The following is a 22215-nucleotide window of genomic DNA, read 5'->3' as shown; positions in this document are numbered from 1 at the left end:
AGGATGCCCGGCGTCGTGCGCGCGGCGGGAATTGTCAGACAACCCCTAGCCCTGCCACTGGAACAGCAGGTGGTCGACGCAGAGTTCCTGCCACTCGCCGAAGTAGCGGACCTGCAGACCGGTGACCGTCACTCCGCCGGCCCGTTCGTCCACCCAGTGGAATCCGGCCTCGGTGAGGGCCGTCCGGTAGCGGTCGTCCCACTCGTCGCCGTTCACGAACAGTCCGAGCTGCGAGACGAACAGCTCGCCCGGGTGGTCGGGGTCGTCGAGCTCGTTGTCGTGGAGGATCACGTCGAAGTTGCCGTAGCCGTTGTCGTAGTAGAGCCCGCAGGGCATCGGTTCCCACGGGTTCACCCCGAGGGCGGCGAGCGCCGCCCGGGCCCGGCCGAGCCGTTCGGCGGAGTCGACGGGGGCGGGCGGCTCGGTGCACAGCGCCTCCGCCCGCCAGCGCGGGTCGGTGTACGGGCCGCAGACCGGTGCGTAGGCGTGCACGACGGCCGTCCGGACTTCCTCAGCCAGCCCGGGAACCTCCACCCGGGGGCGTCCCAACCGCTCGTACAGGGCGCGCAGCTCGTCGTGGTCGCCGCTGTCGAGCGCGGCCCGCAGCCGCGCCTCGACCGAACGCGCGGCGCCGTCCTGCGGCCTCTCGGTGGAACCGGCCATCAACCCCGCACCTCCGGACTGTCGACGGGCAGGTCTAGGGTAGGTGGGGATCTTGGTCCCGCACAGGAGGAAGCGCACGGATGAGCGGAACGGTCACGGCGGTCAGCAGCAGCGGCGAGTACACCTTCACCAAGCCGAACCGGGCGAGCATCACCCTGGTCGCCGGGCACGGCGTGGCGGGCGACGTGCACGCGGGGGTGACCGTCAAGCACCGCTCCCGCGTCGCGCAGGACCCTACGCAGCCGAATCTTCGGCAAGTCCACCTCATCCACGAGGAGTTGTTCGCCGAGGTGGCCGAGCAGGGGTTCGCGGTGGCGCCCGGCGAGCTGGGCGAGAACGTCACCACGTGCGGGATCGACCTGCTCGGCCTGCCGGTCGGCGCCCTGCTGCGGATCGGCGCCGATGCGGTGGTCGAGGTCACCGGGCTGCGCAACCCGTGCCTGCAGATCGACGCGTTCCGGGACGGCCTGCTGAAGCAGGTCGTGGGCCGCGACGAGGAGGGCAACATCGTCCGCAGGGCCGGGATCATGGGCGTGGTCCGCGCGGGCGGCACGATCCACCCCGGTGACACGGTCGAGGCCGAACTGCCGCCCCCGCCGCACCGCCCGCTCGACCGCGTCTGAGGCTCCCCGGACGGCCGAGGAGCACTGCTCAGCGGACGACCTCCGGCGCCGCCCGGGCGAACGCGGCGTCGCCGGGCGCCAGTGCGTCCGCCGGACCGGCGGCGCGCAGCACCACGTCCAGCACCGCCTCCGGGTCGCAGGCGTAACCACCGCTGGCCCAGGCCGGGTTGGCCTCCACGACCGCCCAGGTGCCGTCGGCGAGGCGGCCGACGTCGACCACGACGGCGCTCGGCAGACCGCCCGCCGCCAGCACGTCCGCCGCGAACGCGAGCGCGTCCGGCGGAACCTCCGGCGACACCGCGAGCCCGCCGTCCGCGGCGTACCGGCTCGCCGCCCGCACCGCGCCGTCCAGGACGAACAGGCGGTACTCGACCGCGAACGCGACGATGTCGCTGACCAGCACCGGGGTGTCGTCGTCCAGGGCGTCCGGGCCGGGCAGTCCGCTGCCGTCGGGGTACACCCGGGCGGCGAACAGCTTGTCGGTGGGCGGCTTGAGGAAGGCGGGCCGACGCAGCCGGCGGGCCTCGGCCAGCGCGACGCAGGTCACCTGACGGGCCGTCAGCTCATGCGGAAGCCCGGCGAGCCAGTCCGCCGGCGGCTCCAGCGGCGCGACACCCAGCGCTCCCGCCGCCACGTCGGCGAACAGCGGCCCGCCGTACAGGTGCGCGGGGCGCAGCCCGGCGAGCTCCGCCGGGACCTCCCAGCGGACGGCGGTGTGCGCCCGGAGCCCACGCCGACGGGCGTGGGTGAGCAGGTGCAGACCGGTCTCGTTGATCCGGGGTGCGAGCAGCAGGAGCGGGGTCATGGCACGCATCGTGGCCCACCGGCGGCGGCTCCGGCCAGCGGTTTTCCCGCCCGGCTGCGCCCGGTCGCCCGGGGCGGTCCTGCGATTCTTCGCTCCGCGCCAGGACAATCGAAGCCTGGGCGGCGGTCGGCGCCGGCCCGGGAGGGGAGGGTTCCCATGGGGGACGACCAGGACCCGCACGGCAGTCTGCGCCGGATGCTGTGGATCGGCGGCGGCCAGTGGGCGGGCAAGAGCACGATTGCCGAACTCCTGGCGGTGGAGCACGGGTTGACCGTCTACCACTACGACTTCCACGATGCCCGGGGCCACCGGGACCGGTGGATCGCGGAACGAGTGGCCGAGGGGGCTCCGGTGGTGGAGCCGACCGCCGACCGGCGGTGGGTGGAGCGGACGCCGGAGGAGATGGCGGCCGAGACCCTGGCAGGGTTCCCGGCCCGGTTCGCCTGGGTGCTGGACGACCTGCGCGCGCTGTTCACCGCCCGGCCCGCGATCGCCGAGGGCTGGGGTCTGCGCCCGGAGGCGGTCGCGCCGCTGCTGGACTCGCCCCGGCGGATGGTCGTGCTCGTCCCCACCGAGGAGTTCCGGCAGCACCAGATCCGGTGCCTGCCGAGGGCGGGAGCGCTCGGTGTCGCGGTCGGCGACCCGGCGCGGGCCCAGGCCAACCGGGTCGCCCGTGACCGCCTGGTGGCGGAGGACGCCGTCCGCGCCGCCCGCCGCCTGGGGATCCCGGTCGTCGAGGTCGACGGCACCCGGGACGCGTCGGCGGTGGCGGCGCTGGTGGGCGAGCAGTTCGCCCCCTACCTGCCGGGGCCGGACTGCCCGCCGGGACAGGCGTGGCCGGGGTCGGCCCGGCCGGGGCCGGCGCGGCCGTCGGGGTCGGCGGCCGCCGTCAGATAGGTGTCCAGGTGGGCGGCCGCGCTCAGCATGGCCAGGCCCCTGACGGTGAGCCGTTCCTGCCAGTCGGCCAGTGCGGCGGAGAGTGCGCCGGTGCCGCCCGCGGTGCGGATCTGGCCGACGACGGCCGCGATGTGCGGCAGTCGGTAGCCGCCGCGCCGCAGCAGGTGGGCGAGTTGTGCGTCGCGGACGTCGACCGGGTGGAAGAGGCGGTGGCCGGTCGCGCGGTCGCGGGCGGGGAGCAGGATGCCGGCCGCCTCCCAGGTGCGCAGGGTGGCCGGGGTGAGCCGGAGGCGGTGCGCCACTTCGCCGATGCTGAGCGGGAACGGGCCGGTGCCGCTCGCGGTCCCACTCCTGTTCCCGGTCCCGCTCCCGTTCCCGCCGGCGTCGTCCCCGGGCGCGGGGCCGTCGGCCTCCGCCAGGTGCTCGACCGCCCCGCGGACCGAGGCGAGCGTCTCCCGGTCGCGGAGCAGTTGGGCATGGCCGTGGTCGAGTGCGGTCAGGGCGTCGTCGGTGCGGCCCGCGTGGACGGCGTTCATGACCGCGCCGGCGGTCGCGTGCCCGTAGGCGCGGACGAGGGCGAGGAAGGTGCGCAGCGCCGCCGCGTGCAGCCCGGTGTAGATCCGGTACCCGGTGGGCGTCCGTTCGGCGGCCGGAAGGAAGCCGTCCTGCTCGTAGTTGCGGACGGCCTGCGCGGAGAGGCCGTGCTCGCGTCCCAGGTCGACCGGGCGCAGTCTCTTCATCGGTTCTGATGGCACTTTGAAACTTTACAGCCGATTCCTCGGGCCGAGAGCAGCAAAGTTTCAACGGGCACATCAAAGATACGCTTGAGGTGGTGAGCGCGGGGCAGGGCAGTGCAGCGGCGAGGGGGAGTGGTGGACATGAGCTGGAACGGCGCCGACCGCATCGTGGCCGCGCTGGTCGGCGGCGAGGACTACCTCCTCGTCGCCGGGGGGCGCGGCCGTCCCGCCGCGCCGGCGGCGCGCTCCTGTACGCCGCCGGTGCCTCCGCACTCCTCGGCGGCGCCGCGTCATTCCACCGAATCCGCGCGGACGGACGGGGGCGAACGGCCTCTCAGATAGGTTAGCCTTACCTAAATTCAGGTGAGAGGAGACGGCCCTGACCAGCACCACCGCCCCCGCGCGATTCCTGCTCTTCCCGCTCGAGGTGGTCCGGACCGCCAGGATCACCCGGCACATGGCCCGCATCACCCTGGGCGGCCCCAGCCTCGCCGGATTCGTCAACGGCGGGCTCGACCAGCGGGTGAAGCTCCTGCTGCCGCTCCCCGGACAGAGCGAACCCCTGATGCCCGAGGGCGAGGACGACTTCGCCTGGTACCAGCACTGGCGCACGATGGACCCGGCCGTCCGCCCGGTGCTGCGCACCTACACCGTCCGCGCGCAGCGCCACGACCCCGACGAGGTCGACATCGACATCGCCGTCAACGGCGACCACGGCCCCGGCTCCCGCTGGGCGGAGACGGCGGCGCCCGGTGACCGGGTGGTCGTCTGCGGGCCGGCGGTCGAGGAGGCCGGCGGCGTCGAGTTCCGACTGCCCGAAGGGGCGGACTGGGTGCTGCTGGCGGGGGACGAGTCCACCCTGCCCGCCGTGGCCGCGATCCTCGACGAACTGCCCGCCGGCCTGCCGGTCCGGGTGTTCGCCGAGGTCGAGGGGCCGTCGGAGCACGACTACCTGCCCGCCGACCGGCCCGGCACCTCGATCACCTGGCTGCACCGGCGCACGCCGGGCACCCCCGCCCTGCCCGCCGCCGTCCGCGCCGCCGAACTGCCCTCCGGCACGCCGTACGCGTGGATCGCGGGGGAGGCGGCGGCCGTCCGCGAACTCCGCCGCCACCTGGTCGGCGAGCGCGGCTACGACCGGCGCGCCGTCTGCTTCATGGGGTACTGGCGCCTCGGCACCACCGAGGACCAGCGCGCCGACGAACCGGCGGAGTCGGACGCCGACTGACCCCGGCACCCGGTGTCCGGCATCGGGTGCCCGGTGCCCGGCACCGCGCGCCCGGGGGGCCCGGCCCCCGGGCGCTCTGCCCGAAAGGGCCGACCTCCGCACGGACGGGAACCGTCCGGTCGGTGCACGAAGTCCTACCGGAGGTGACCTCCGACGTGACCCCTGACCCGCACCCCGCCGAGCCCGCGACCCCCGTCGGCGCCCGGCCCGCGATCCACCGCCGCCGATTGCTGCTCAGCACCGTCGGCGGCCTCGGCGCCCTCGCCGTCCCGGCCGGCGTCCGGTGGTGGGCGGACCGGGTGCCCGTGCGCGGCCCCCGGATCTGGAGCACGGCCGCCACCGGTGGGCGGATGGTCCTTCCCTCGGGGCCGCGCGAGAGCCTCTACGTGTCGGGGTACGACGGCGCCGTCCGGGCCCACGACCCGCACACCGGCACCGTCCGCTGGAGCCGGGCGGTGACCACCGCCGACGCCGCCGACTCCCCGGGCGGCTGGCCGCTCGCCGCCGGGAACGGCACGGTCTGCGTGAACTCCGCGACCGGCGTCCGGGCCCTCGACGCGGCGTCGGGGCAGGTGCGTTGGGAGGTCCCGGTCCCGGACTGGCGGGACCTTCCGGCGGAACAGGGCGTCGTGGTCGTCGGCGACCGCGTCCTGACGGGGTACGGGAACGCCCTCCGCTGTCACGACCTGGCCACCGGCGAGGTCCGCTGGAGCACTCCGGCGAACGTCTCGCCGTTGCCGCTCGTGGCCGGCGACACCGTGTACGTCCCCGGCCGGACGGGCGGACTGTTCGCCTTCGACACGCAGAGCGGTGCGCAGCGCTGGGCGCAGGACGCGGTCGGCCCGGTCGACTTCGCGCCGACCGCGCACCGGGGCTTCCTCCACACGGTGAGCAACGACCCCGCGACGGGAGGGTCGACCGTGCACGCCCTGGACGCGGCCTCGGGCCGGCCGCTGTGGCGGCGCGCGCAGCGCCGTGCCCTGGGCGAACTCGCGGTGGCCGACGGGACGGTGTGCCTGTTGAGCGGCAGCGATCTGACCGCCCTGGACGCGGCTTCGGGCGACACCCGTTGGACCGCCACCGTCCCCAGGGGCCTGGGCCGGGGCATGAGCACGGCGGCAGCGGCGGGCGGCGTGGTCTACATCGGGACGAACGACTACCGCGTCTTCGCCCACGACCTCGCCACGGGCCGGCTCCACTGGCGTGACGAACCGGACCGCCTCGCCGCCGACACCGAGTACACCCGGATCGCCCTGGCCGCCGTCGGCCCCGCCGTCTTCCGGGCCGGCCGCACCGGCATCCAGGCCCTCGGCACCCTCCCGGCCGCCTGACGGCGCGACCCGCCCGCACTTGGTCTGCCCCGCGCGTGCACGGGGCAGGCCACCGCCCGCCCGGGGTCGAGCGCACGCATGCGGTCGACCCACTTGTGCGGTGGTGAGGTCGCCCGGCAGCGGTCCTCGGCCGGCGACCGCTGTGCGGCCCGACCCTGCCCGGCCGGCGACCGCTGTGCGGCCCGACCGCCGCCCGGCCCGACCGCTACCCGGCGGAGGACCCCAGGAAGAAGTCCGCCAACGCCGGGGCGACGGCCGCGGGATCCGTCTCGGGCCCGAAGTGGTCCAGCCGGGGGAGCAGCAGCCGGGAGCCGGGCAGCACCTCGTGCACGGCCGCCGCCGCCCGGCCCGCCCCGGTGCTGCGGGCCTCCTTGCCCGCCATCAGCAGCACGGGCCGGTCGAGCCGTCCGTACTCCCGGAAGGTGCTGTCCCGGGCGGCGATCTCGGCGTGCTCGCGGATCGCGGCGGGCAGCAGCGCGTGCTTCTGCAGCCGCTCGGGCTTCTTGAGGGCGAGCGGGAGGATCAGCCGCAGCAGCCAGCGCGGTGCCTTGCCGCTGGTCCCGGGGTTGACGCCGCGGACGAAGGTCAGGAACGCCTCGGCCGGCTTCCCGGCGTCGAGTTCGCGGCGGCAGCGCCCGGCCCAGTCGAAGGGGATGGAGCCGTCGACCGACACACCGGGCTCGTAGACGGCGATCCGCTCGAAGGCGGAGCCGGCCGACGCGGCCTCCAGGGTGAGGAAGCCGCCGAAGCTGTGGCCGAACACGAACCGCGCCCCGGTGGCCGCGCGGACGGCCTCGATGTCCGCGCACTCGGCGGCCGCGCTGTAGGCGTCACCCTGGGGGCCGCTCGTCCCCCGCCCCCGCCGCTCGACGGTGTGCACCTGGAGCGGTCCGCCAACTCCGCCGCCAGACCGTCGAAGTCGGCCGCGAGCGCGAACGCCCCGGGCACCAGCAGGAGCCCGGGACCGGAGCCGGTGGTGCGGTAGCCGATGGTGGTGCCGTCGGCGGAACGCACCGAGGCCGTGGTGGTGCCCGCTGTGGTGACGTGCGTGGCCGTTCTGTCTCCCCCTGGTGGAACGATCACGTGGATCCGTGCACAGTACGCGGCCGCCGGGGAGCGGGGAACGCCGTTCCGAGTGGTGGGAAGAGCCTGTTCGGAGCGCGTGAACGCGCTCGTCGAACGAGGAACGGCCGTCCGGCGGATCGGCTACGAGCCCTGCCGTCGCGGCGGTTCGACGCGGGTGCGGGCGGGGGCGAGCAACTGGTTGAGCAGCGCGGCGCCCTCGGCGGTGTCCAGCGGGACGGGGGCGACGTCGGCCGGCTTCACCAGGGCGGCGGCGTCCTCGTGTTCGTAGAGGATGCAGGAACTGCCGCCCAGGTCCCGCTTGGACGGCCAGTGCAGGCCGAGCGCCTCCGGTGCCCGGCCGCGGATCCAGGCGGCCCAGCGGCGGGTGCGCGGGTACTCGTCCGGGGTGGAGTGGATCAGCCACTCGTCCTGGTGGACGGCCGCGAGCTGGTCCAGCGTCATCAGGCCGACCAGTGTGATGTCGCAGGTGGTCTCGATCCGCGAGAGCACCCGTCCCCGGACCGAGGCGCGCCTGATCCGGCGCCAGCCGCTCTCGTCGAAGGGAATGCTCCGGACCAGCGTCTCCATCACGGCCGTGCGCTGCGAGAACCCCGCGTACAGGTACGGCAGATGGCTGCCGTCGCCCTGGTAGGAGCAGAACCGGCCGCCCTCGTAGTGGCTGTCGGAGGGGTGCGGGTTGAACGAGGTGGCCGGGTAGGCGGCCGGGTGCACCCGGTGCAGCACGGTGCCGGCGGGCAGCACCTCGAGGTGCGGGGTGGCGCGCGCGGCCGGGCCGGGGACCTTCACGTCGGGCATGCGGTCACCACTCCGCGATCTCGGCGCGGGCGGCGGCGAGCAGACCGTGCTCGCCCGGCGTGCCCAGCAGTCGGGCGGGGACGGCGTCCAGCCAGGCGTTGGCGCCGAGCCACCAGTCGGCCACCCCCCACGGGTCGTCGTCGGCGTCGAGCAGGCGGTTGACGGCGACCACGACGGGCAGCGGACGGCCGGAGGCGCCGTCGAACTGGAACGACGGCAGGCGGACGGTGCCCTGGCGGTCGGTCAGCCGGATCAGGTCGGGATCGGCGGGGTCGTGCCCGCCGGACCGGTAGTCGGCGGCGCTGACGGAGTCCGCGGCGAGCAGCCAGTCGTCGGCGTCGTCGGGCGGGCCGGGCAGGGCATCGGCCTCGGGCTCGGGGGGCATCCCGGGCCGCCCGGCGTCCGCCTGCCGCCCGCCGTCCGCCCGCCCGCGAACCAGGCCGAGCACCTGGAGGACGGCGTCACGGTTCGCCGATTCGACCCTGACGGCCCGTGAGTAGCGCACCGAGTCGTCGAGCGCGGCACGCACCGGGTGCCCGTCCGGGAGGGCCGCCAGCACCAGCCGCACGATCCTCCGGGCGGTCCGCTCCGGATCGGCGGACGGCGCGTCCAGCAGCGCCACGACGGCGGCCCTGGCGGACTCGTCGAGATACTCCCGGACCTCGTCCCAGTGCTCGCGCAGGACGTCGAGGACGTCGGTCAGCGCCATCGCCCCTCGCCCTCCACTCCGGTGTCCCGTGTCCGTCGGCCGTGCGCCAATGTAGCGTGCCGGCGCCGCTCGCGGGCGGTGATCCCGGATTCGCAAAGGCGGAACGCCTCTCGCCGATCTGCGGCATGATGGGCCCTCAGCAGCACGTCGGGGGTGGTGCCGGTTCGCGCGCGGTCGAGATGTCCCGTACACGACCCGTACCGGCCCCGGTGCGCGCGGGGGGTGAGAACCGGACCGGTGCCGGCGCCCGGTCGGTGCGCCCCGCAGGTACACGAATCGCGCTCGGAGGGCGGCCGGTGAGCAGTTCCGCGGGATACGGGTGGTCCTATGTCGACCAGGAGGCCGAGCGCCGGCGGCAGTTGCGCGCCCGCCTGGCCGCCGAGGCGCAGCGGGCCGAGAACCTGCGCCGGGCCGAGGCGCGGCGGGCCGAGCTGCGGGCCCGGCTGGGCGAGCTGAACGAGCAGGCCCAGGGGCTGCGCGGGGAGGCCGGGCAGCTGCGGCGCGCGTACCGCACGGCCCGGGTCACGGTGGAGACGGTGACCGTCGGGGCCGGGGCGGACGAGGCCGAGCTGACGCGGGCGGTCGAGCGGGCGCGGGCGGCGAACGCGCGGGCCGCCGTGGAACTGGCCGAGGCGGTGCGGGACGTGTGGTCGGCGGTGCTGCCGGAGGCGGTGGCCGAACCGGAGCGTGCGCGGCCGACCCGCGCCGAGAAGCGCCGCGGTGCCGCGGAAGCGAAGGCGGACGCCGAGGCCGGGGCCGAGGCCGCCGAGCGGGCCCGGGCCGAGCAGGCCGAGCGCGTCGAGCGGGTCCGGGCCGGTGCGCTGGCCGAGGCCCAGGCGGTCCTGGACCGCGACGTGCCCCGCTGCGACCCGGCCGACCTGGAACGGGTGGCGGGCCTGGTCCGCGCCCTCGGGGCCGCCGCCACCGTCCCCGATGTCCGGGCCACGCTCACCGACCTGGCCGCGCTGGTCCAGCATTCGGTGGCGCGCCGTGCCCGGGACGAGGAGCGGGCCGAACTGCGTTCCGCGCTCTCCGAGTTGGCGCGGGAGGCGGATCCGTCCGAGCGGGACCGGCTGCTCGCCGACCTCGCCGCCGCCGAGGACCCGGCCTTCCTGCGGCCCGCCGTCGAGAAGGCCGTCGCGCGGGCCGACGCCCGCCGCAACCGGGTACCGGTGGCGGCGGCGCTCGCCGAGGTGCTGCGCGAGCGGGACTACCTGGTCGGCGAGGACTTCGAGGACCTGCTCGCCGCCGAGGGCGAGGTGGTGGTGCCGTTCGGCGACCCGGACCCGGAGCGGACCGGACAGTCCGGTGACGGCCGGGCCGAGGACGGCGGCGAGCCGCCGGCCGCCGGGTACGGGCTGCGCCTGGTGCTGGCCCCGGACCGGGCGACCCTGTCCACGGCGGTGGTCCGCCGGGAGGACGCCGGGACCGGTGACGCCTGGCAGGACGAGGAGCAGGACGAGAGCGTCCAGCAGTGGTTCTGCGAGGAGCAGTTGCCCGCGATCGAGGAGGGCGTCCGGCTCCAGGGCGTGCGGCTGGAGCGGACGTCCGCGATGGCGCCGGGTGCGATGGCCGCGGGCCTCGTCCCCGGCGGGTCGTGGCCGCCGTCCGCCGCGACCCCGCGCCGCCGCCGCGGCAAGCGCGCCGGGACCGGCGCGGCCGCCGCCGTCCGCAAGCCGCAGGAGCGTGGCCGTGAGCGCTGAGCAGCAGGGGAACGGGCCGGACGGCCTGCGCAAGGACGCGCCGCCGCCCGGCTCCGGTGCCACCGAGGCCGACCCCGGCCCCGTGACACCGAGTTGGATCCGCGAGCTGGACATGGCGCTCACCGTCCACCCGCAGGTACTGCTGACCGGGAACGTCCGGGACCAGTACCTGCTGCCCGACGACCACGCGGCCGGCAGCAGTGCCACCCTCGCGCCGTACAGCCTCGGCGGGGTGATCGAGTCGCTCTGCGCCGCCCGGGGTTACGGCGCGCTCGCCTTCCTCGACCAGGTTCACGAGCGGATCACGCTGCTGCGGCTGAGCGCGACCGTCGACCAGATGCCCGCGGTGCTGCGGGAGTTCGCCGAACAGGACGAGAAATGGCGGCGCGGCCGGGACGGTCGGGGCGCGGACGGCGGCGACGACGAGGACGAGCCGGAGATGCTGGACCGGCTGCGCGACGCCATGGTGGGTGTCGTGCACCACCCCGGCCCGCCGATCGGCCTGGTCGTGCCCTACTCCGGCCGGCTCGGTTCGCCGCAGGCACCCGTCGCCGGGGAGGCCGCCCGGCTGTTCGCGGCCGCCGAGGAACTGGGCCACACCGCCCGGCCGGTGCAGGGCGCGAGCGCCGTCACCCCGTACAACACGGTGTTCTGGGTGGTGGAACGGCAGGAGGAGCTGCCCCGGGAGTTCGCGGTCGGCAGCCGGGCGGTGCGGGTGATCAGCGTCCCGCAGCCGCCGCACGACCAGCGGCTCGCCGTCGCCCGGCACGTGGTCGGCGGGCTGTCCCGCTACCAGGCGGCGACCGGCGGACCGGCCCTCACCGGGGCCGAGACCGCGGCGGCCGCCAAGGCGCTCGCCGACTCCTCGCACGGCATGGGCAGTTCGGAGGTGATGGCGATCGGCCGGATGGCCCTGGACCGGAACCTGCCGGTGCAGCGGCTGGACGAGGCCGCCCGCCTCTACCGGATCGGCGTGCTCGACAATCCGTGGGCCACCGCCGAACTGCGTGAACGCATCGCCGCGGGCGAGGAGTTCCTCAACGGCAAGGTGATCGGCCAGCCGTACGCGGTGCGCCGCACCCTGGAGATCTTCATGCGCTCGGCGGCCGGGCTGAACGGCGCCCAGGCGTCCAGCTCGCCGAGCCGGCCGCGCGGCACCCTGTTCCTCTCCGGTCCGACCGGTGTCGGAAAGACCGAACTCGCCAAGGGCGTGGCCGAGATGATCCTCGGCAAGGACGCCCGGCCGATCCGTTTCGACATGAGCGAGTTCGCCGAGGAGCACGCCCGGGACCGGCTGATCGGCGCCCCGCCCGGCTTCGTCGGTCACGACGCCGGCGGTGAACTCACCAACGCCGTCCGGGCGAACCCGATGAGCGTGCTGCTCTTCGACGAGATCGACAAGGCGAACCCCCGGCTGTTCGACCTCTTCCTCCAGATCCTGGAGGACGGCCGGCTCACCGACGGCCGGGGCGCCACCGTGTACTTCACCGAGTGCGTGCTGATCTTCACCTCGAACCTCGGCGTCGCGGCCTCCGTGGAGGACGAGTTGCCGAAGGGCGGTGCGGGCGCCGGCGAGGCGGACGGCGCCGCGGGTACGACGGACGGCGTTGCGGGTGCCGTCGCCGACGGTGCCGGGAGCAGCGGCGCCACCGGGACCGCTCCCCGAACCGGCCGGCGCCGACTGAGCCGCCACGACGATCCGACGATCGTCCGCCGGAGCCTGCGGGAAGCCTTCGACATCTTCTTCAACGACACCATCAAGCGGCCCGAACTGCGCAACCGCTTCGGTGACAACTTCATCCCGATGGACTTCATGCAGGAGAAGTGGGTGCCGCAGATCCTCGACAAGGCCATCGCCTCCGTCGCGGGCCGCGTCCTGGAGGCCCACGGCGCCGAGTTGACGCTCGCCGACGACGCGTGGGAGGTGCTGCGGGTCGAGGCGAACAGGCGGCTGGACCACGGTGGCCGGGGGGTGCTGACCGCCGTCGAGTCGGCGCTGGTCAACCCGCTCGCCGGAGAGGTCTTCCGGACCCCGCCCCGGCGGGGCGAGCGGCTCCGGGTGGTCGCGATCGAGGGCGACGGGGACGGCGAGGGCTACCGGCTGGAGGTCGAGCGGTGACAGGGCCGAGCCCGGCCGGTGGCGTCCCGGCCGCCGGCGGCGCCGCGGTCGTTGCCGGCGTCCCGACCGCCGCCGACGTCGCGACCGCCGGCGGCGTCGCGACCGCCGCCGACGTCGCGGCCCTCGTCGCACAGGTCTACCGGCCGGTGACCTCGCTCGGGCCCGGCCGACGGCTCGGCGTCTGGTTCCAGGGCTGCACGCTGGCCTGCGCCGGATGCATGTCCCGGCACACCTGGACGGCCGCCGGCGGACGGGAGTTGACCGTCGAGCGGTTCGCCGCCCTGTGGCGGTCGGCGCTCGACGACGGCCTCGACGGTCTCACCGTCAGCGGCGGTGAACCGCTGGAGCAGCCGGCCGCCCTCGCCGCGCTGCTCGCCGCCGCCGACGCCGGGCGCCGCCGCGCCGGACGCCCGGCCGACCTGCTGGTGTACACGGGCTGGGAACCGGAGGAGCTGGCCGCCGACCCGGCCACCGCCGCCGCGCTGGAGGGCGCGGACGCGGTGATCACCGGCCGCTACCGGGCGGGCCTGCCCACCCGGCTGGCCTGGCGCGGCTCGGCCAACCAGCGGCTGACCACCCGCACGCCGCTCGGGCGGGAGCGGTACGCGCCCTACCTGGACCACCGGCCGGAACGGCCCGAGCTCCAGGTGCGGGTGAGCGAGGGCGAGGTCCGGGTGATCGGGGTGCCGCGCCCCGGTGACCTGGGCCGGATCGAACGGGACCTGGTCCGACGCGGCGTGACCCTCCGGGAGACCTCGTGGCGACCGTGATCTACCGCTGCCCGGTGGGAGCCCCGGGGGAGTGCCCGCCCTCCGCCAACCGGGGGTACTGCCAGGTGCACATGTTCCAGCAACTGGAACGCTACGAACCGGTGGAGGACGCCCCGCCGGTCGACGCCCCGCCGACCGATGCTCCGCCGGCCGGGGCTCCGGTTCGTCCCGGCCCCGGGCCGGGCACCGATCCGGAGGCGGTGACCCGGCCGGCGCGCCCGGCCGAGCCGCGGCGTGCTCCCGGCCCGCGACCGCACCAGGGGCAGCAGCAGGGGCGGCAGCCGCGCCCCGCCCGGCCGCCGGTGGTCCGGCTGGCCCTGCTCGTCGCCGGGGTGCTGCTGCCGGTCGCCGCCGAACACCGGCGCGGCGGCGGCGGACTGGCGATCGGCCGCGACGAGCCCGACTGCGCGGCGATCCCCGGCCTGGCCGGCCTCGACCAGCTCTCCCGGCACCACGCCCGGCTGCGCTGGATCGACGGCGCGCTGTACGTGGAGGACCTGCGGTCGACCAACGGCACCTTCGTCGACGGCCGCCGGATCGAGGGACCGACCCGGATCGGACCGGGGCACCGGTTGAGGTTCGCGCTGGACCTGGACGTCCAGGTGGTCGAGATCGACGAGTTCGGCGCGCCCCGGTGAGCCGGGGCCGTGAGGAGGAGAACGGCGCGATGGCCGAGACACCGCCGGAGCCCGGCCCGCCCACCCGCGTCCAGCGGCCCGGCCGGGCCAAGGGGCAGGGGCAGGCGCAGAGCCAGGCGCAGGGGCAGGAACCGCCGTCGGACGGGACCGGTGGTGCCGCCACGGAGAGTCCGCGCACGCGGGTGCAGCGTCCGAAGGCCGAGCCCGGTGCCGCCGAGAGTCCGCGCACGCGGGTGCAGCGTCCGAAGGCCGAGCCCGGTGCCGCCGAGAGTCCGCGCACCCGGGTGCAACGTCCGAGGACCGACCCCGGCGGTCCCGCCGCGTCGGGCACCGTTCCCGGCGCGCGCACCCGCGTCCAGCGCCCGGGCGGCCCGGTCCCGCCCAGCACCCCGGCCGAACCGTCGCCCGCCGTTACTCCGCCCGTCGTTGCTCCGCCCACCGCCACTACGCCTGCCGCCACCCCGCCGTCCACCGTCCCGCCCGCCGGTCCCGGCGACTTCCCCGCCGCCCTCACCGACCGCTACCACCCCGTCGGCCGGGTCGGCTCCGGCAGCGAGGGCACCGTCTGGCACGCCCGCCGCGCCGACGCCCGTGGCGGCGGCGGAGGACGCGGCAGCGGCGCCGGCAGGAAGAGCCGCGGGACCGGCGCCAGCAGCGGGGCGACCGGCGCCGACGCGGCCGTGAAGGTCGGCAACCCGGGTGTGCGGGCGGACACCGAACTCCTCGCCCACCTCGCCGGCGACCCGCTGTTCCGCCGCCACGTCCCCGAGATCCTCGGCCACGGCCAGGTCGAGCACGCGGGCGCGCTCTGCGACTGGCTGGCGATGGAGTACCTCCCCCTCACCCTCGCCGACCACGTGGCCGCGCTGCGCTCGCAGGGCCGTCTCGGCCGTCGCGGCGAGACCGAGCGGATCGTCCGCGAACTCGTCGACCTGCTCGAGTTCTGGCAGGTGACGATCAAGCGCAACCCGGTCGACTTCAAGCCCGCCAACATCCTGGTCCGCCGGGGCGGCCGGAACGGCGGCTCCGCCGACGAGTTCGTGGTGGCCGACTTCGGCGGCGTCGCCAAGCTCACCGCGAGCCGTCGCTTCTCCACCGACATGCAGGTCACCGTCGCCTACATGGCACCGGAACAACTGGCGGGGAGCAACGACCCGGCCGGGCCGTGGTGGGCGCTCGGCACCATCCTCTACGAGGTGTTCACGGGCGCGAGCCGCTACCGGCGCGCGGACGGCGGCCTGGTCAGCGACGAGGCCCTGCAGTTCCGGCTGGTGATGGACGACGAGGTGGACCTCACCGCCGTTCCCGGGGAGCGCCACCGGCTGTTGCTCCAGGGCCTGTTCACCAAGGACCCGGCCGACCGGTGGACGGCGCCGCAGGTCCGGGCCTGGCTGAAGGGGGAGAGCCCGGAGGTGGTCCGCAGCCGGGTCGTCCAGCCGCCGCCCGGACCGACCCCGCCGTCCGGGCCCAAGCACCGTCCGATCGCCTTCCGGGGCGAGGACTTCCGCGAACCGGCGGCGCTCGCCGAGGCGTTGCTCAAGCGCTCCGCGGACGCGGCGGCCTGGCTGGTCAGCGGTGGCGCGCGGCGGCTGCGCGACTGGCTCCGGGACGAGGTCAAGGACACCGTCCTCGATCTGCACTACCTCGAGGACGTCGAACGCGGCACCTCCGCCGGGAAGTCGGCGGCGGCGTCCCGGGCCGTGCTGGCCCTCGGTGCCGCGTTCACCCCCGAGGCGGTCCCGTACGCGCGGGACCGCCGGGTGGACGCGGCCGGGCTGGTGGAACTGGCCGAGCGGCCGGACGCGTTGACCGTGGTCGACGAGCTGGTCGCGGCCGGGCTGCTCGGGCTCGCCGCGCGCTTCCACTGCGGCCACCAGGCCTGCCCGGAGCGGGCGTGCGCCCGGCTGCTCGGGCTCACCGAGGCGGCCGCCGTGCTGAACCGGGTCGAACGCGAGGCCCGCACCCTCGGCGGCCGCAACGGCAACCCCCACGGCACTTCCGACGGCGACGGCCGCCTCACCGCCGCCGAACGCAAGGCCGCCCGCCGCTGGATCCTGCTGCTCACCCTGCAACCGGACGGGCAGCGGCGCGCCCTGGTCCGCCGTCTCTCCGCCCTGCCCGGCCCGCTGGGCGCCCTGCCTGCGCCGGTCCACTCGACCGTGACCGCGGTCGCCGACGGGGCGGGCGCGGTGGCGGCACGGGTGCGCGGCGGCGGCCGGGAGCGGTTCCGCCGCAACTGGGCGGAGCTGCGCCGCCGGGCGCTCACCGCCGACCCGGCGACGGCCGACGGCCGGGGCGTGCTCGCGGCGGCAGCCGTGCTCCAGGTACGGAGCGTCCGTTCCGGCGGCGCGCGCCGGGGCCGGAACCGGGGGGCGTGGAAGGCGGACCTGCGCGCCTGGTGGAGCGGCGCCCAGGGCGCGCTGCCCCGGCGCGCGGTCGCCGGCGTGCTGCTGTTCCTCTGCCTCGCCCTCACCCTCTGGGCGGGCGCGGTCTGGCGGATCTCCGTCGACGCCGGGGTGGGCGGGGCCGTGGCCCCCGGCGGCGCGTTCGGCGGCCCGCTGCGGACGGCGGGGGAGGCCGCCGCGCGCGCGACGGCCGGTCAGCTCGGCGCCGCCCTGGTCGCCGCCGTCGCGGTGGCCGCGTTCCCGGCCAGGATCGGGCGCCGGATCCTCTTCCTCGCCGCCGCCGCCTCCTTCGCCATCGGCTATCTGCACCTCGGGCCGCCGATGACCGTGCTGCGGCCGCCGCAAGCGGTGATCGACCGGGTGGTCGTGTTCGAGGGCGGCACGGCGAGCTGGGCCGGTGTGGCCGCGACGGTGACGCCCGTGCTGGTGCTGTTCGTCAACGGCCGCTCGGTGCGCTGGCTGCTCACCCCGGCGCACGAGGCCGCGGGACGGGCGGCCGGAGACCGCCGCAACCTCACCGCTCGCCGCCGCGCCCGGGGCAACGGCACCGCGGCGGCCCGGGGCTGGCGGCCCGGCCGGGACGGCCACCGGGACCGGCTGCTGTTCTGGCTCGGCGGGACGCTGGTGCTCACCCTGGTGCTCTGGGCGGCGGTCGAGGTCCGGCTGGCGGTGGTCCACCGTGACCACCACCCGAGCCCGGAGTCCTGGGGAACCGGCCAGGTCGGCGCGGCCTACCAGGCCGACTACCTCCTCCTGCTGGCCTTCCTCGCCCTCGTCGCCTCGGCGGTCGTCCCGGGCGCGGCCCGCCGCCTGCTGGCGGTCGCGGCGGTCGGCACGGCCGTCCTCGGCGCCTGGCCCCCGCCGCTCGGCCCGTTGGAGGCGCTGCGCATCCCCGTCCTGGGTCCGTGGTTCCGCTCGCTCGCCGAGGTCTGGGGCCACGCGTCCTTCTGGGCGGCGGTCCTGGTGATGCTCCCGCTCGCGTGCTACCTGGCCGTCTGGACCTCCCGCCGGATCCGCGATTAGGAAGTCGGCCGGTCCGACTTCCCGCGCCGGCCCCGCGCCGGCCCCGCGCCGGCCCCGCGCCGGCCCCGCGCCGGCCCCGTGCCGGTGCCCCGCCCGGGACCCATGGCCCGGGCGGGGCACCGGCACGCGGCCGTTCCGGGCTACGGGCAGAGACGGCCGGGGCGGCACTCGGGCTCGGGGTTGAGCGGCGGGTAGTTGGACCACCACAGGGGCCTGCTGCCCGAGTACACGACCAGGTTGCCGCCGTTCTGGATGGCGAGGTAGGCGCCGGGGTGGTTGGCGGTGCGGCTCTCCCACAGGGGGCGCCAGGCGGCGTCGTAGGCGGTGAGGTTGCCGTCGGCCTGGACGTAGAAGTAGGAGCCGAGGCCGTAGGTGCCGACGGCCGTCCAGATGGCGACACCGTTCTTGTACAGCACCACGTGGCCGTCGTACTGCTGGTACAGCACGGTGCTGCCGTCCGGTGAGGACCAGCTCTGGCCCCGGCTCAGGCCGGCGGTGGCCAGGATGACGGTCTGGTCGGCGTTCGACGCGGCGGCTCCGGAAGCGGCGGGGGCGGTGGCGGCGGGGCCGCTCGCGGCCGGTGCGCCGCCGGCCGCCTGGGCGGGACCGCCCAGCAGGCCGGCCGCCATCAGCACCGCGCCGGCCGCGACACCCGCGCGGGGGACGAGGGATCTCGTGATTCTCATGACGGAACACACTCCCGAAGTCGTATCTGCCTGGGTGCGGCCAGTCTCGGCGCGCCCGCCGCACCCGGGCAAAGCCCTTCGACGTCCGTCGAATCCGGGCGCACGGGGGCGCCGTCCCCGTTTTCCCACCGGGTTCAGCGCGGGCGCAGCCCGGTGAACACCACGTCGAGGACACGCCCGTGCGCGGCCGGGTCGGGGCCGAGCTGCTCCAGGGTCGCCACGGTGCCGACGAGCAGGGCGATCAGCTCGGGCAGGGTCAGGTCCGCGCGCACCGCCCCGGCCCGCTGGGCGCGGTCCAGCAGTTCGGCCAGCCGGGCGCGGACGACGGCGGACGACGCGCGCAGCGAGGAGTGCACGTCGATGCCGGCCGCGGCGAGGGCCTGGGCGAACTCGTTCTTCCCGGCGGTCTGTTCGACGATCAGCCGGAAGCAGCCGAAGAAGGCTTCGGCGGGTTCGGCCCCGGCGGCGAGTTCGGCGGTCCGTTCCGCGATCGTCTCCAGCCGGCGCACCATCACCGCTTCCAGCAGGGCCTCCTTGGTGGGGAAGTGCCGGAAGAGCGTGCCGACGCCGACCCCGGCGGCGCGGGCGATCTCCTCCGTCGGCACACCGACGCCACGGGTGGTGAACACCTCGGTGGCGGCGTCCAGCAACTTGGCCCGGTTGCGGGCCGCGTCCGCCCGGAGCGGGCGCTCCTGTGTGCCGCTCATCCTCTCAACTCCCTTTCGTCCGAAGGCGGGAACGCCGGACGGCCGACCCTGGACAACCGGACTGCTCAGTCCGTATCGTCTTTCCGGAGTCGCTGGTCCGGTTCTGGCGGCCGCATTCACGTCCTTGTCGCTCCGGGGGTTGATCATGTCCGAAACGCGGTCACCGCGCGAGACCTTCCACGCACTGCTCGACGGCATCACGGCCGGACGCTTCACCGAGCTCGGCGCACTGTACGCCGAGGACACCGTGGTCGAGACGGTCTTCGAGCCCGGCGGACCGGGCCGGTTCGAGGGGCGGAAGGTGCTCGCCGAGCGGTTCGCCCAGGTCGGGGGGCACTCCCCGCTGGAACTGAGCCACCACAACGTGGTGGTCCGCGAGACCGACGACCCCGAGGTGATCGTCGCGGAATGGGACTACCTGGTGCGCCACCGCACCACCGGGCGGAGCCGCACCGCCGCCAACATCCAGGTGCTTCGGGTGCGGGACGGACTCATCGTGCACAGCCGCGACTTCCACGACCACCTGGCGCTCGCCGTGCTCACCGGCACCCTGCCACAGCTGGTCGAGGCACTGGAAGCGGAGTAGTCGCCCCTGCGGTCAGTCCCGGAGCACCCGGAGCACCCGGCGCAGCCGTGCGTCCAGGGCGTCGCGGCTGACCGCGGCCCGCGGGGCGTAGGTGTCGAAACCGTGGCACGCGCCCGGCCAGACATGCAGCTCGGCGTCGCCGCCGGCCCGCCAGATCCCGTCCGCGTACGCCACCGCCTCGTCCCGGAAGGTCTCGGCCGAGCCGACCTCGACATAGGCCGGCGGCAGCCCCGCCAGGTCCGTGGCCCGCGCGGGCGCCGCGTAGGGCGGCAGGTCGGCGGCGCCGTAGCGCTCACCCAGCACGGCCCGCCAGGCGGTCGCGTTGGAGGTCCGGTCCCAGGTGTCGTGGCCGGCCAGCTGACGGGTGGAGAAGGTGCGGTCCCGGTCGTCCAGCATCGGGCTCAGCAACAGCTGGCCGGCCGGTCCCGGACCGCCCCGGTCCCGGACCAGCAGGGCGAGCGCCGCCGCCAGACCGCCGCCCGCGCTCTTGCCGCCGAGCACGATCCGCCCGGGGTCCGCGCCCAGCTCCGCCGCGCGTCCGGCCACCGCGAGCAGCCCGGCGTAGCAGTCCTCCAGCGCCGCCGGGTACGGCGCCGCAGGAGCCAGCCGGTACTCCGCCGAGACCACGACCAGCCCCAGCGGCTCCGCCACCTCGCGCAGCAGCCGCGGCAGCACCGACCGGGCGTTCCCCATCACCATGCCCCCGCCGTGCAGGTAGTAGAGGAGCGGCAGCGGTCCGACCGCCCCGGCGGGCCGGGCGCTCACCAACCGCACCTCCGGTCCGTCGCCGGGCCCTTCCGCCGTCAGCTCGGCCACCTCGAAACGGCCGCCGTCCCGCAGCTCCGCCAGCCCGGGCCTCGGGCGCACCGCCGCGTCCCGGGCCTGCCGGGCGGCGAGGTTCCCCGGCGTCAGCGGCTCCCCGGGCCGCACCCCGGCGGCCCGCACCTCCGCGTCCACCGCCGGCGGGACCGCCCGCCCGTCGTCGCCGTCACCGCTCACGACCCACCCCCGTCCGACCGGGGTGGGCGACCGGCCGGCCACCCACCCCACGTCACCTCACGTCACCTCACGGCACCTCTCCGAGGCTACTTGCCGGGCGGGATGTCGTAGACGTGATCGGGCGTCACGATGCTGGTGACCGCCTTGCCGACCAGCGTGCTGGGCTCCGAGTTCTGCGCGGTGATGTCGGTGTTCAGCATCAGCACAAGGGTCGCGCACTCCTCCGGCAGGTAGATCGTCAGGCTCTCGTAGCCGGGCAGCGAGCCGTTGTGGCCGATCCAGCCGCCGATGTTGAAGATCCCGAGCCCGTAGTCGGCGCCGGGGATCCCGGTCGGCAGCATCTTCAGCCGCTCCGCCTGGGTGGCGGGGGAGAGCAGGGTGCCGGTGGCGGCGTCCTTGGCCCAGTGCTTCAGATCGCGCAGGTCGGACACCATCGCGCCCGCCGACCAGGCCCAGGACGGGTTCCAGTGGGTGGAGTCGGCGACCTCCCCGGACAGCGTCTGGTCGGTGTAGCCGTGCGCGTACGGCGACGGCAGCGCGGTGCCCTCCGGGTAGAGGGTGTGATCCAGACCGCTCGGCCCGGTGATCCGCTCCCTGACGAACTGCTCGATGCTCCGCCCGCTCAGCTTCTCCACCAGCAGGCCGAGCAGGACGTAGTTGCTGTTGGAGTACTGGTACTGGGTGCCCGGCGGGAACACGTTGTCGTGCTTGTACCCGTACGCGAGCAGTTCCTGCGGAGTGAAGACGCGCTGCGGGTCGCCCAGGAAGTCGTTCGCGAAGTCCTGGTCCGCGCTGTACGGGAACAGCCCGCTGCGCATCTCCAGCAGCTCGCGCACGGTGATGATCTCCCCGCACGGCACGCCGTCCAGATAGGCGGAGATCGGCTCGTCCAGGCCGACCAGCCCCTCGTCCACCAACTGCAGCACGGCGGTGGCGGTGAAGGTCTTGGTCTCGCTGCCGATCCGCTGGTTCAGCCGGTCCGTCATCGGCTCGCCGGTCACCTTGTCGGCCACCCCGAAGGCGCGCACGTAGCGCCCCCGCCCCGGCAGCCACAGCCCGACCTGCACCCCGGGAATGCCCGCCTCCCGCATCACCCGCTGCACGGCCTCGTCCAGCCGGGCCCGCAGCTCCGGACTCAGCTCCCGCGCCTCCTCGTCCTCCGCACCGCCGAACACGGCGGGCACGGCGGCGGCCGCGAGCGTGGGCGCCCCGGCCGCCGTCAGCGGCAGCAGCCCGGTGACGGCGAGCGCGGCGACGAGGAGCGTACGGACCGGCGAACGTCTTCTCATGATCAGGGGCCTCTCTTCGGCTGGGGGACTCCGCCACCGACCACGGCGACGAACCCCGGCCAACTACCCCGTTCACCTGTGCGAACCATCGAAAATGCTGCTGATCCACCCGATCGGCCCCGCTTCGACGTACGTCGTCCCGGGGAGGGAAGCGTGCAGCGTCTGTGTACCCCGTCCCAGACTGCGAGCATCGGTCGGCGACACGAACGGCGTCGAGAGGGGGCAGCCATGGCAACGCGGCGGGAATACGAGTCGGTCCGGTCGAGCGGACTCAGGGTGGAGGCCTTCGGAGAGATGAGAAGGCTCGGAGAGGGCAGCAGGGAGACGGTGTCCAGTGGTGTCTCGGTTGAGCACTCGGGCCGGGCCAGGTCCACCACGCGCAGAACGCTGCTCAAGTGCCCGAGAGCTTGCTGCCG

20 protein-coding genes are annotated in these 22215 nt (G+C 75.5%); 10 read left to right on the top strand and 10 right to left on the bottom strand.

The genetic code is table 11. From position 1 onward, the window contains the following. Nucleotides 1–45 precede the first annotated feature (45 nt). Nucleotides 46–663 (bottom strand): hypothetical protein, encoded by a 618-nt coding sequence (locus tag ACIPYS_RS05745; RefSeq protein ID WP_400743551.1) that lies wholly within the window; start codon nucleotides 661–663, stop codon nucleotides 46–48. An 80-nt stretch (nucleotides 664–743) separates the two neighbouring features. Between ACIPYS_RS05745 and ACIPYS_RS05740 the strand changes: the two genes are divergently transcribed. Further along, nucleotides 744–1286 carry an MOSC domain-containing protein gene (locus tag ACIPYS_RS05740; RefSeq protein ID WP_093863283.1) on the top strand — a complete coding sequence of 181 codons (543 nt, stop codon included), beginning with the start codon at nucleotides 744–746 and terminating at the stop codon, nucleotides 1284–1286. Between the two features lie 28 nt (nucleotides 1287–1314). On the opposite strand, the gene ACIPYS_RS05735 is transcribed toward ACIPYS_RS05740, so the two are convergent. Continuing rightward, nucleotides 1315–2100 carry an ATP-grasp domain-containing protein gene (locus ACIPYS_RS05735; protein WP_400743548.1) on the bottom strand — a complete coding sequence of 262 codons (786 nt, stop codon included), beginning with the start codon at nucleotides 2098–2100 and terminating at the stop codon, nucleotides 1315–1317. 147 nt (nucleotides 2101–2247) lie between these two features. On the opposite strand from ACIPYS_RS05735, the gene ACIPYS_RS05730 reads away from it, so the two are divergent. Continuing rightward, entirely contained in the window at nucleotides 2248–2988 is a 741-nt protein-coding gene (locus tag ACIPYS_RS05730) for a hypothetical protein (RefSeq protein WP_231978011.1), read from the top strand. Here ACIPYS_RS05730 and ACIPYS_RS05725 read toward each other — a convergent pair. Continuing rightward, nucleotides 2889–3728 carry a TioE family transcriptional regulator gene (locus tag ACIPYS_RS05725; RefSeq protein ID WP_400743546.1) on the bottom strand — a complete coding sequence of 280 codons (840 nt, stop codon included), beginning with the start codon at nucleotides 3726–3728 and terminating at the stop codon, nucleotides 2889–2891. The genes ACIPYS_RS05730 and ACIPYS_RS05725 overlap by 100 nt on opposite strands. Nucleotides 3729–4152: 424 nt before the next feature. Here ACIPYS_RS05725 and ACIPYS_RS05720 point away from each other — a divergent pair, with 424 nt between their 5' ends. Next, the gene (locus tag ACIPYS_RS05720) at nucleotides 4153–4953 is read left to right on the top strand and encodes a siderophore-interacting protein (protein WP_400743545.1); all 801 of its coding nucleotides are present in this window, start codon (nucleotides 4153–4155) and stop codon (nucleotides 4951–4953) included. A 155-nt stretch (nucleotides 4954–5108) separates the two neighbouring features. After that, complete coding sequence (locus ACIPYS_RS05715) at nucleotides 5109–6284, top strand: PQQ-binding-like beta-propeller repeat protein (RefSeq protein WP_400743542.1); 1176 nt, start codon at nucleotides 5109–5111, stop codon at nucleotides 6282–6284. Nucleotides 6285–6489: 205 nt separating this feature from the next. Here ACIPYS_RS05715 and ACIPYS_RS05710 read toward each other — a convergent pair whose 3' ends face one another. The 3 genes from ACIPYS_RS05710 to ACIPYS_RS05700 form a co-directional block, all read right to left on the bottom strand. Then, entirely contained in the window at nucleotides 6490–7383 is an 894-nt protein-coding gene (locus ACIPYS_RS05710; RefSeq protein WP_400743986.1) for an alpha/beta fold hydrolase, read from the bottom strand. 107 nt (nucleotides 7384–7490) lie between these two features. Continuing rightward, nucleotides 7491–8165, bottom strand: coding sequence for an RES family NAD+ phosphorylase (locus ACIPYS_RS05705; protein WP_093863289.1), 675 nt, complete (start codon nucleotides 8163–8165; stop codon nucleotides 7491–7493). A gap of 4 nt (nucleotides 8166–8169) precedes the next feature. Then, a complete protein-coding gene (locus ACIPYS_RS05700; RefSeq protein ID WP_400743537.1) occupies nucleotides 8170–8874 on the bottom strand; it encodes a hypothetical protein in 705 nt (234 codons plus the stop codon). Nucleotides 8875–9170: 296 nt separating this feature from the next. Between ACIPYS_RS05700 and ACIPYS_RS05695 the strand changes: the two genes are divergently transcribed. From ACIPYS_RS05695 to ACIPYS_RS05675, 5 genes are read left to right on the top strand one after another with little or no spacing between them, the layout of a single operon-like run. Further along, nucleotides 9171–10577: a hypothetical protein gene (locus ACIPYS_RS05695; protein ID WP_400743534.1), complete on the top strand. Its 1407-nt coding sequence runs from the start codon at nucleotides 9171–9173 to the stop codon at nucleotides 10575–10577. Beyond that, nucleotides 10567–12696: an AAA family ATPase gene (locus tag ACIPYS_RS05690; RefSeq protein WP_400743531.1), complete on the top strand. Its 2130-nt coding sequence runs from the start codon at nucleotides 10567–10569 to the stop codon at nucleotides 12694–12696. Before ACIPYS_RS05695 ends, ACIPYS_RS05690 begins: the two co-directional genes overlap by 11 nt. Further along, the gene (locus tag ACIPYS_RS05685) at nucleotides 12693–13466 is read left to right on the top strand and encodes a 4Fe-4S cluster-binding domain-containing protein (RefSeq protein WP_400743528.1); all 774 of its coding nucleotides are present in this window, start codon (nucleotides 12693–12695) and stop codon (nucleotides 13464–13466) included. The genes ACIPYS_RS05690 and ACIPYS_RS05685 overlap by 4 nt, the downstream gene beginning before the upstream one ends. After that, complete coding sequence (locus tag ACIPYS_RS05680; RefSeq protein WP_400743525.1) at nucleotides 13454–14104, top strand: FHA domain-containing protein; 651 nt, start codon at nucleotides 13454–13456, stop codon at nucleotides 14102–14104. Before ACIPYS_RS05685 ends, ACIPYS_RS05680 begins: the two co-directional genes overlap by 13 nt. A 29-nt stretch (nucleotides 14105–14133) precedes the next feature. After that, nucleotides 14134–17532 carry a hypothetical protein gene (locus ACIPYS_RS05675; protein WP_400743522.1) on the top strand — a complete coding sequence of 1133 codons (3399 nt, stop codon included), beginning with the start codon at nucleotides 14134–14136 and terminating at the stop codon, nucleotides 17530–17532. A 140-nt stretch (nucleotides 17533–17672) separates the two neighbouring features. Here ACIPYS_RS05675 and ACIPYS_RS05670 read toward each other — a convergent pair whose 3' ends face one another. Together ACIPYS_RS05670 and ACIPYS_RS05665 are read right to left on the bottom strand one after the other, a co-directional pair. Beyond that, nucleotides 17673–18218 carry a hypothetical protein gene (locus ACIPYS_RS05670; protein ID WP_400743519.1) on the bottom strand — a complete coding sequence of 182 codons (546 nt, stop codon included), beginning with the start codon at nucleotides 18216–18218 and terminating at the stop codon, nucleotides 17673–17675. Between the two features lie 134 nt (nucleotides 18219–18352). Then, nucleotides 18353–18925 (bottom strand): TetR/AcrR family transcriptional regulator, encoded by a 573-nt coding sequence (locus ACIPYS_RS05665; protein ID WP_400743516.1) that lies wholly within the window; start codon nucleotides 18923–18925, stop codon nucleotides 18353–18355. A gap of 145 nt (nucleotides 18926–19070) precedes the next feature. Between ACIPYS_RS05665 and ACIPYS_RS05660 the strand changes: the two genes are divergently transcribed. Then, a complete protein-coding gene (locus ACIPYS_RS05660; protein WP_093863297.1) occupies nucleotides 19071–19511 on the top strand; it encodes a nuclear transport factor 2 family protein in 441 nt (146 codons plus the stop codon). Nucleotides 19512–19523: 12 nt separating this feature from the next. Here the strand turns inward: ACIPYS_RS05660 and ACIPYS_RS05655 are convergent, their stop codons facing one another. Continuing rightward, nucleotides 19524–20510: an alpha/beta hydrolase fold domain-containing protein gene (locus ACIPYS_RS05655; protein WP_400743512.1), complete on the bottom strand. Its 987-nt coding sequence runs from the start codon at nucleotides 20508–20510 to the stop codon at nucleotides 19524–19526. 86 nt (nucleotides 20511–20596) lie between these two features. Next, complete coding sequence (locus ACIPYS_RS05650; RefSeq protein WP_400743509.1) at nucleotides 20597–21799, bottom strand: serine hydrolase domain-containing protein; 1203 nt, start codon at nucleotides 21797–21799, stop codon at nucleotides 20597–20599. Nucleotides 21800–22215 lie beyond the last annotated feature (416 nt).

Origin of the sequence: Kitasatospora sp. NPDC089913, assembly GCF_044748625.1 — a bacterium.
Classification (GTDB): Bacteria; Actinomycetota; Actinomycetes; order Streptomycetales; family Streptomycetaceae; genus Kitasatospora.
This window is presented reverse-complemented; position numbering and strand designations above follow the sequence as displayed.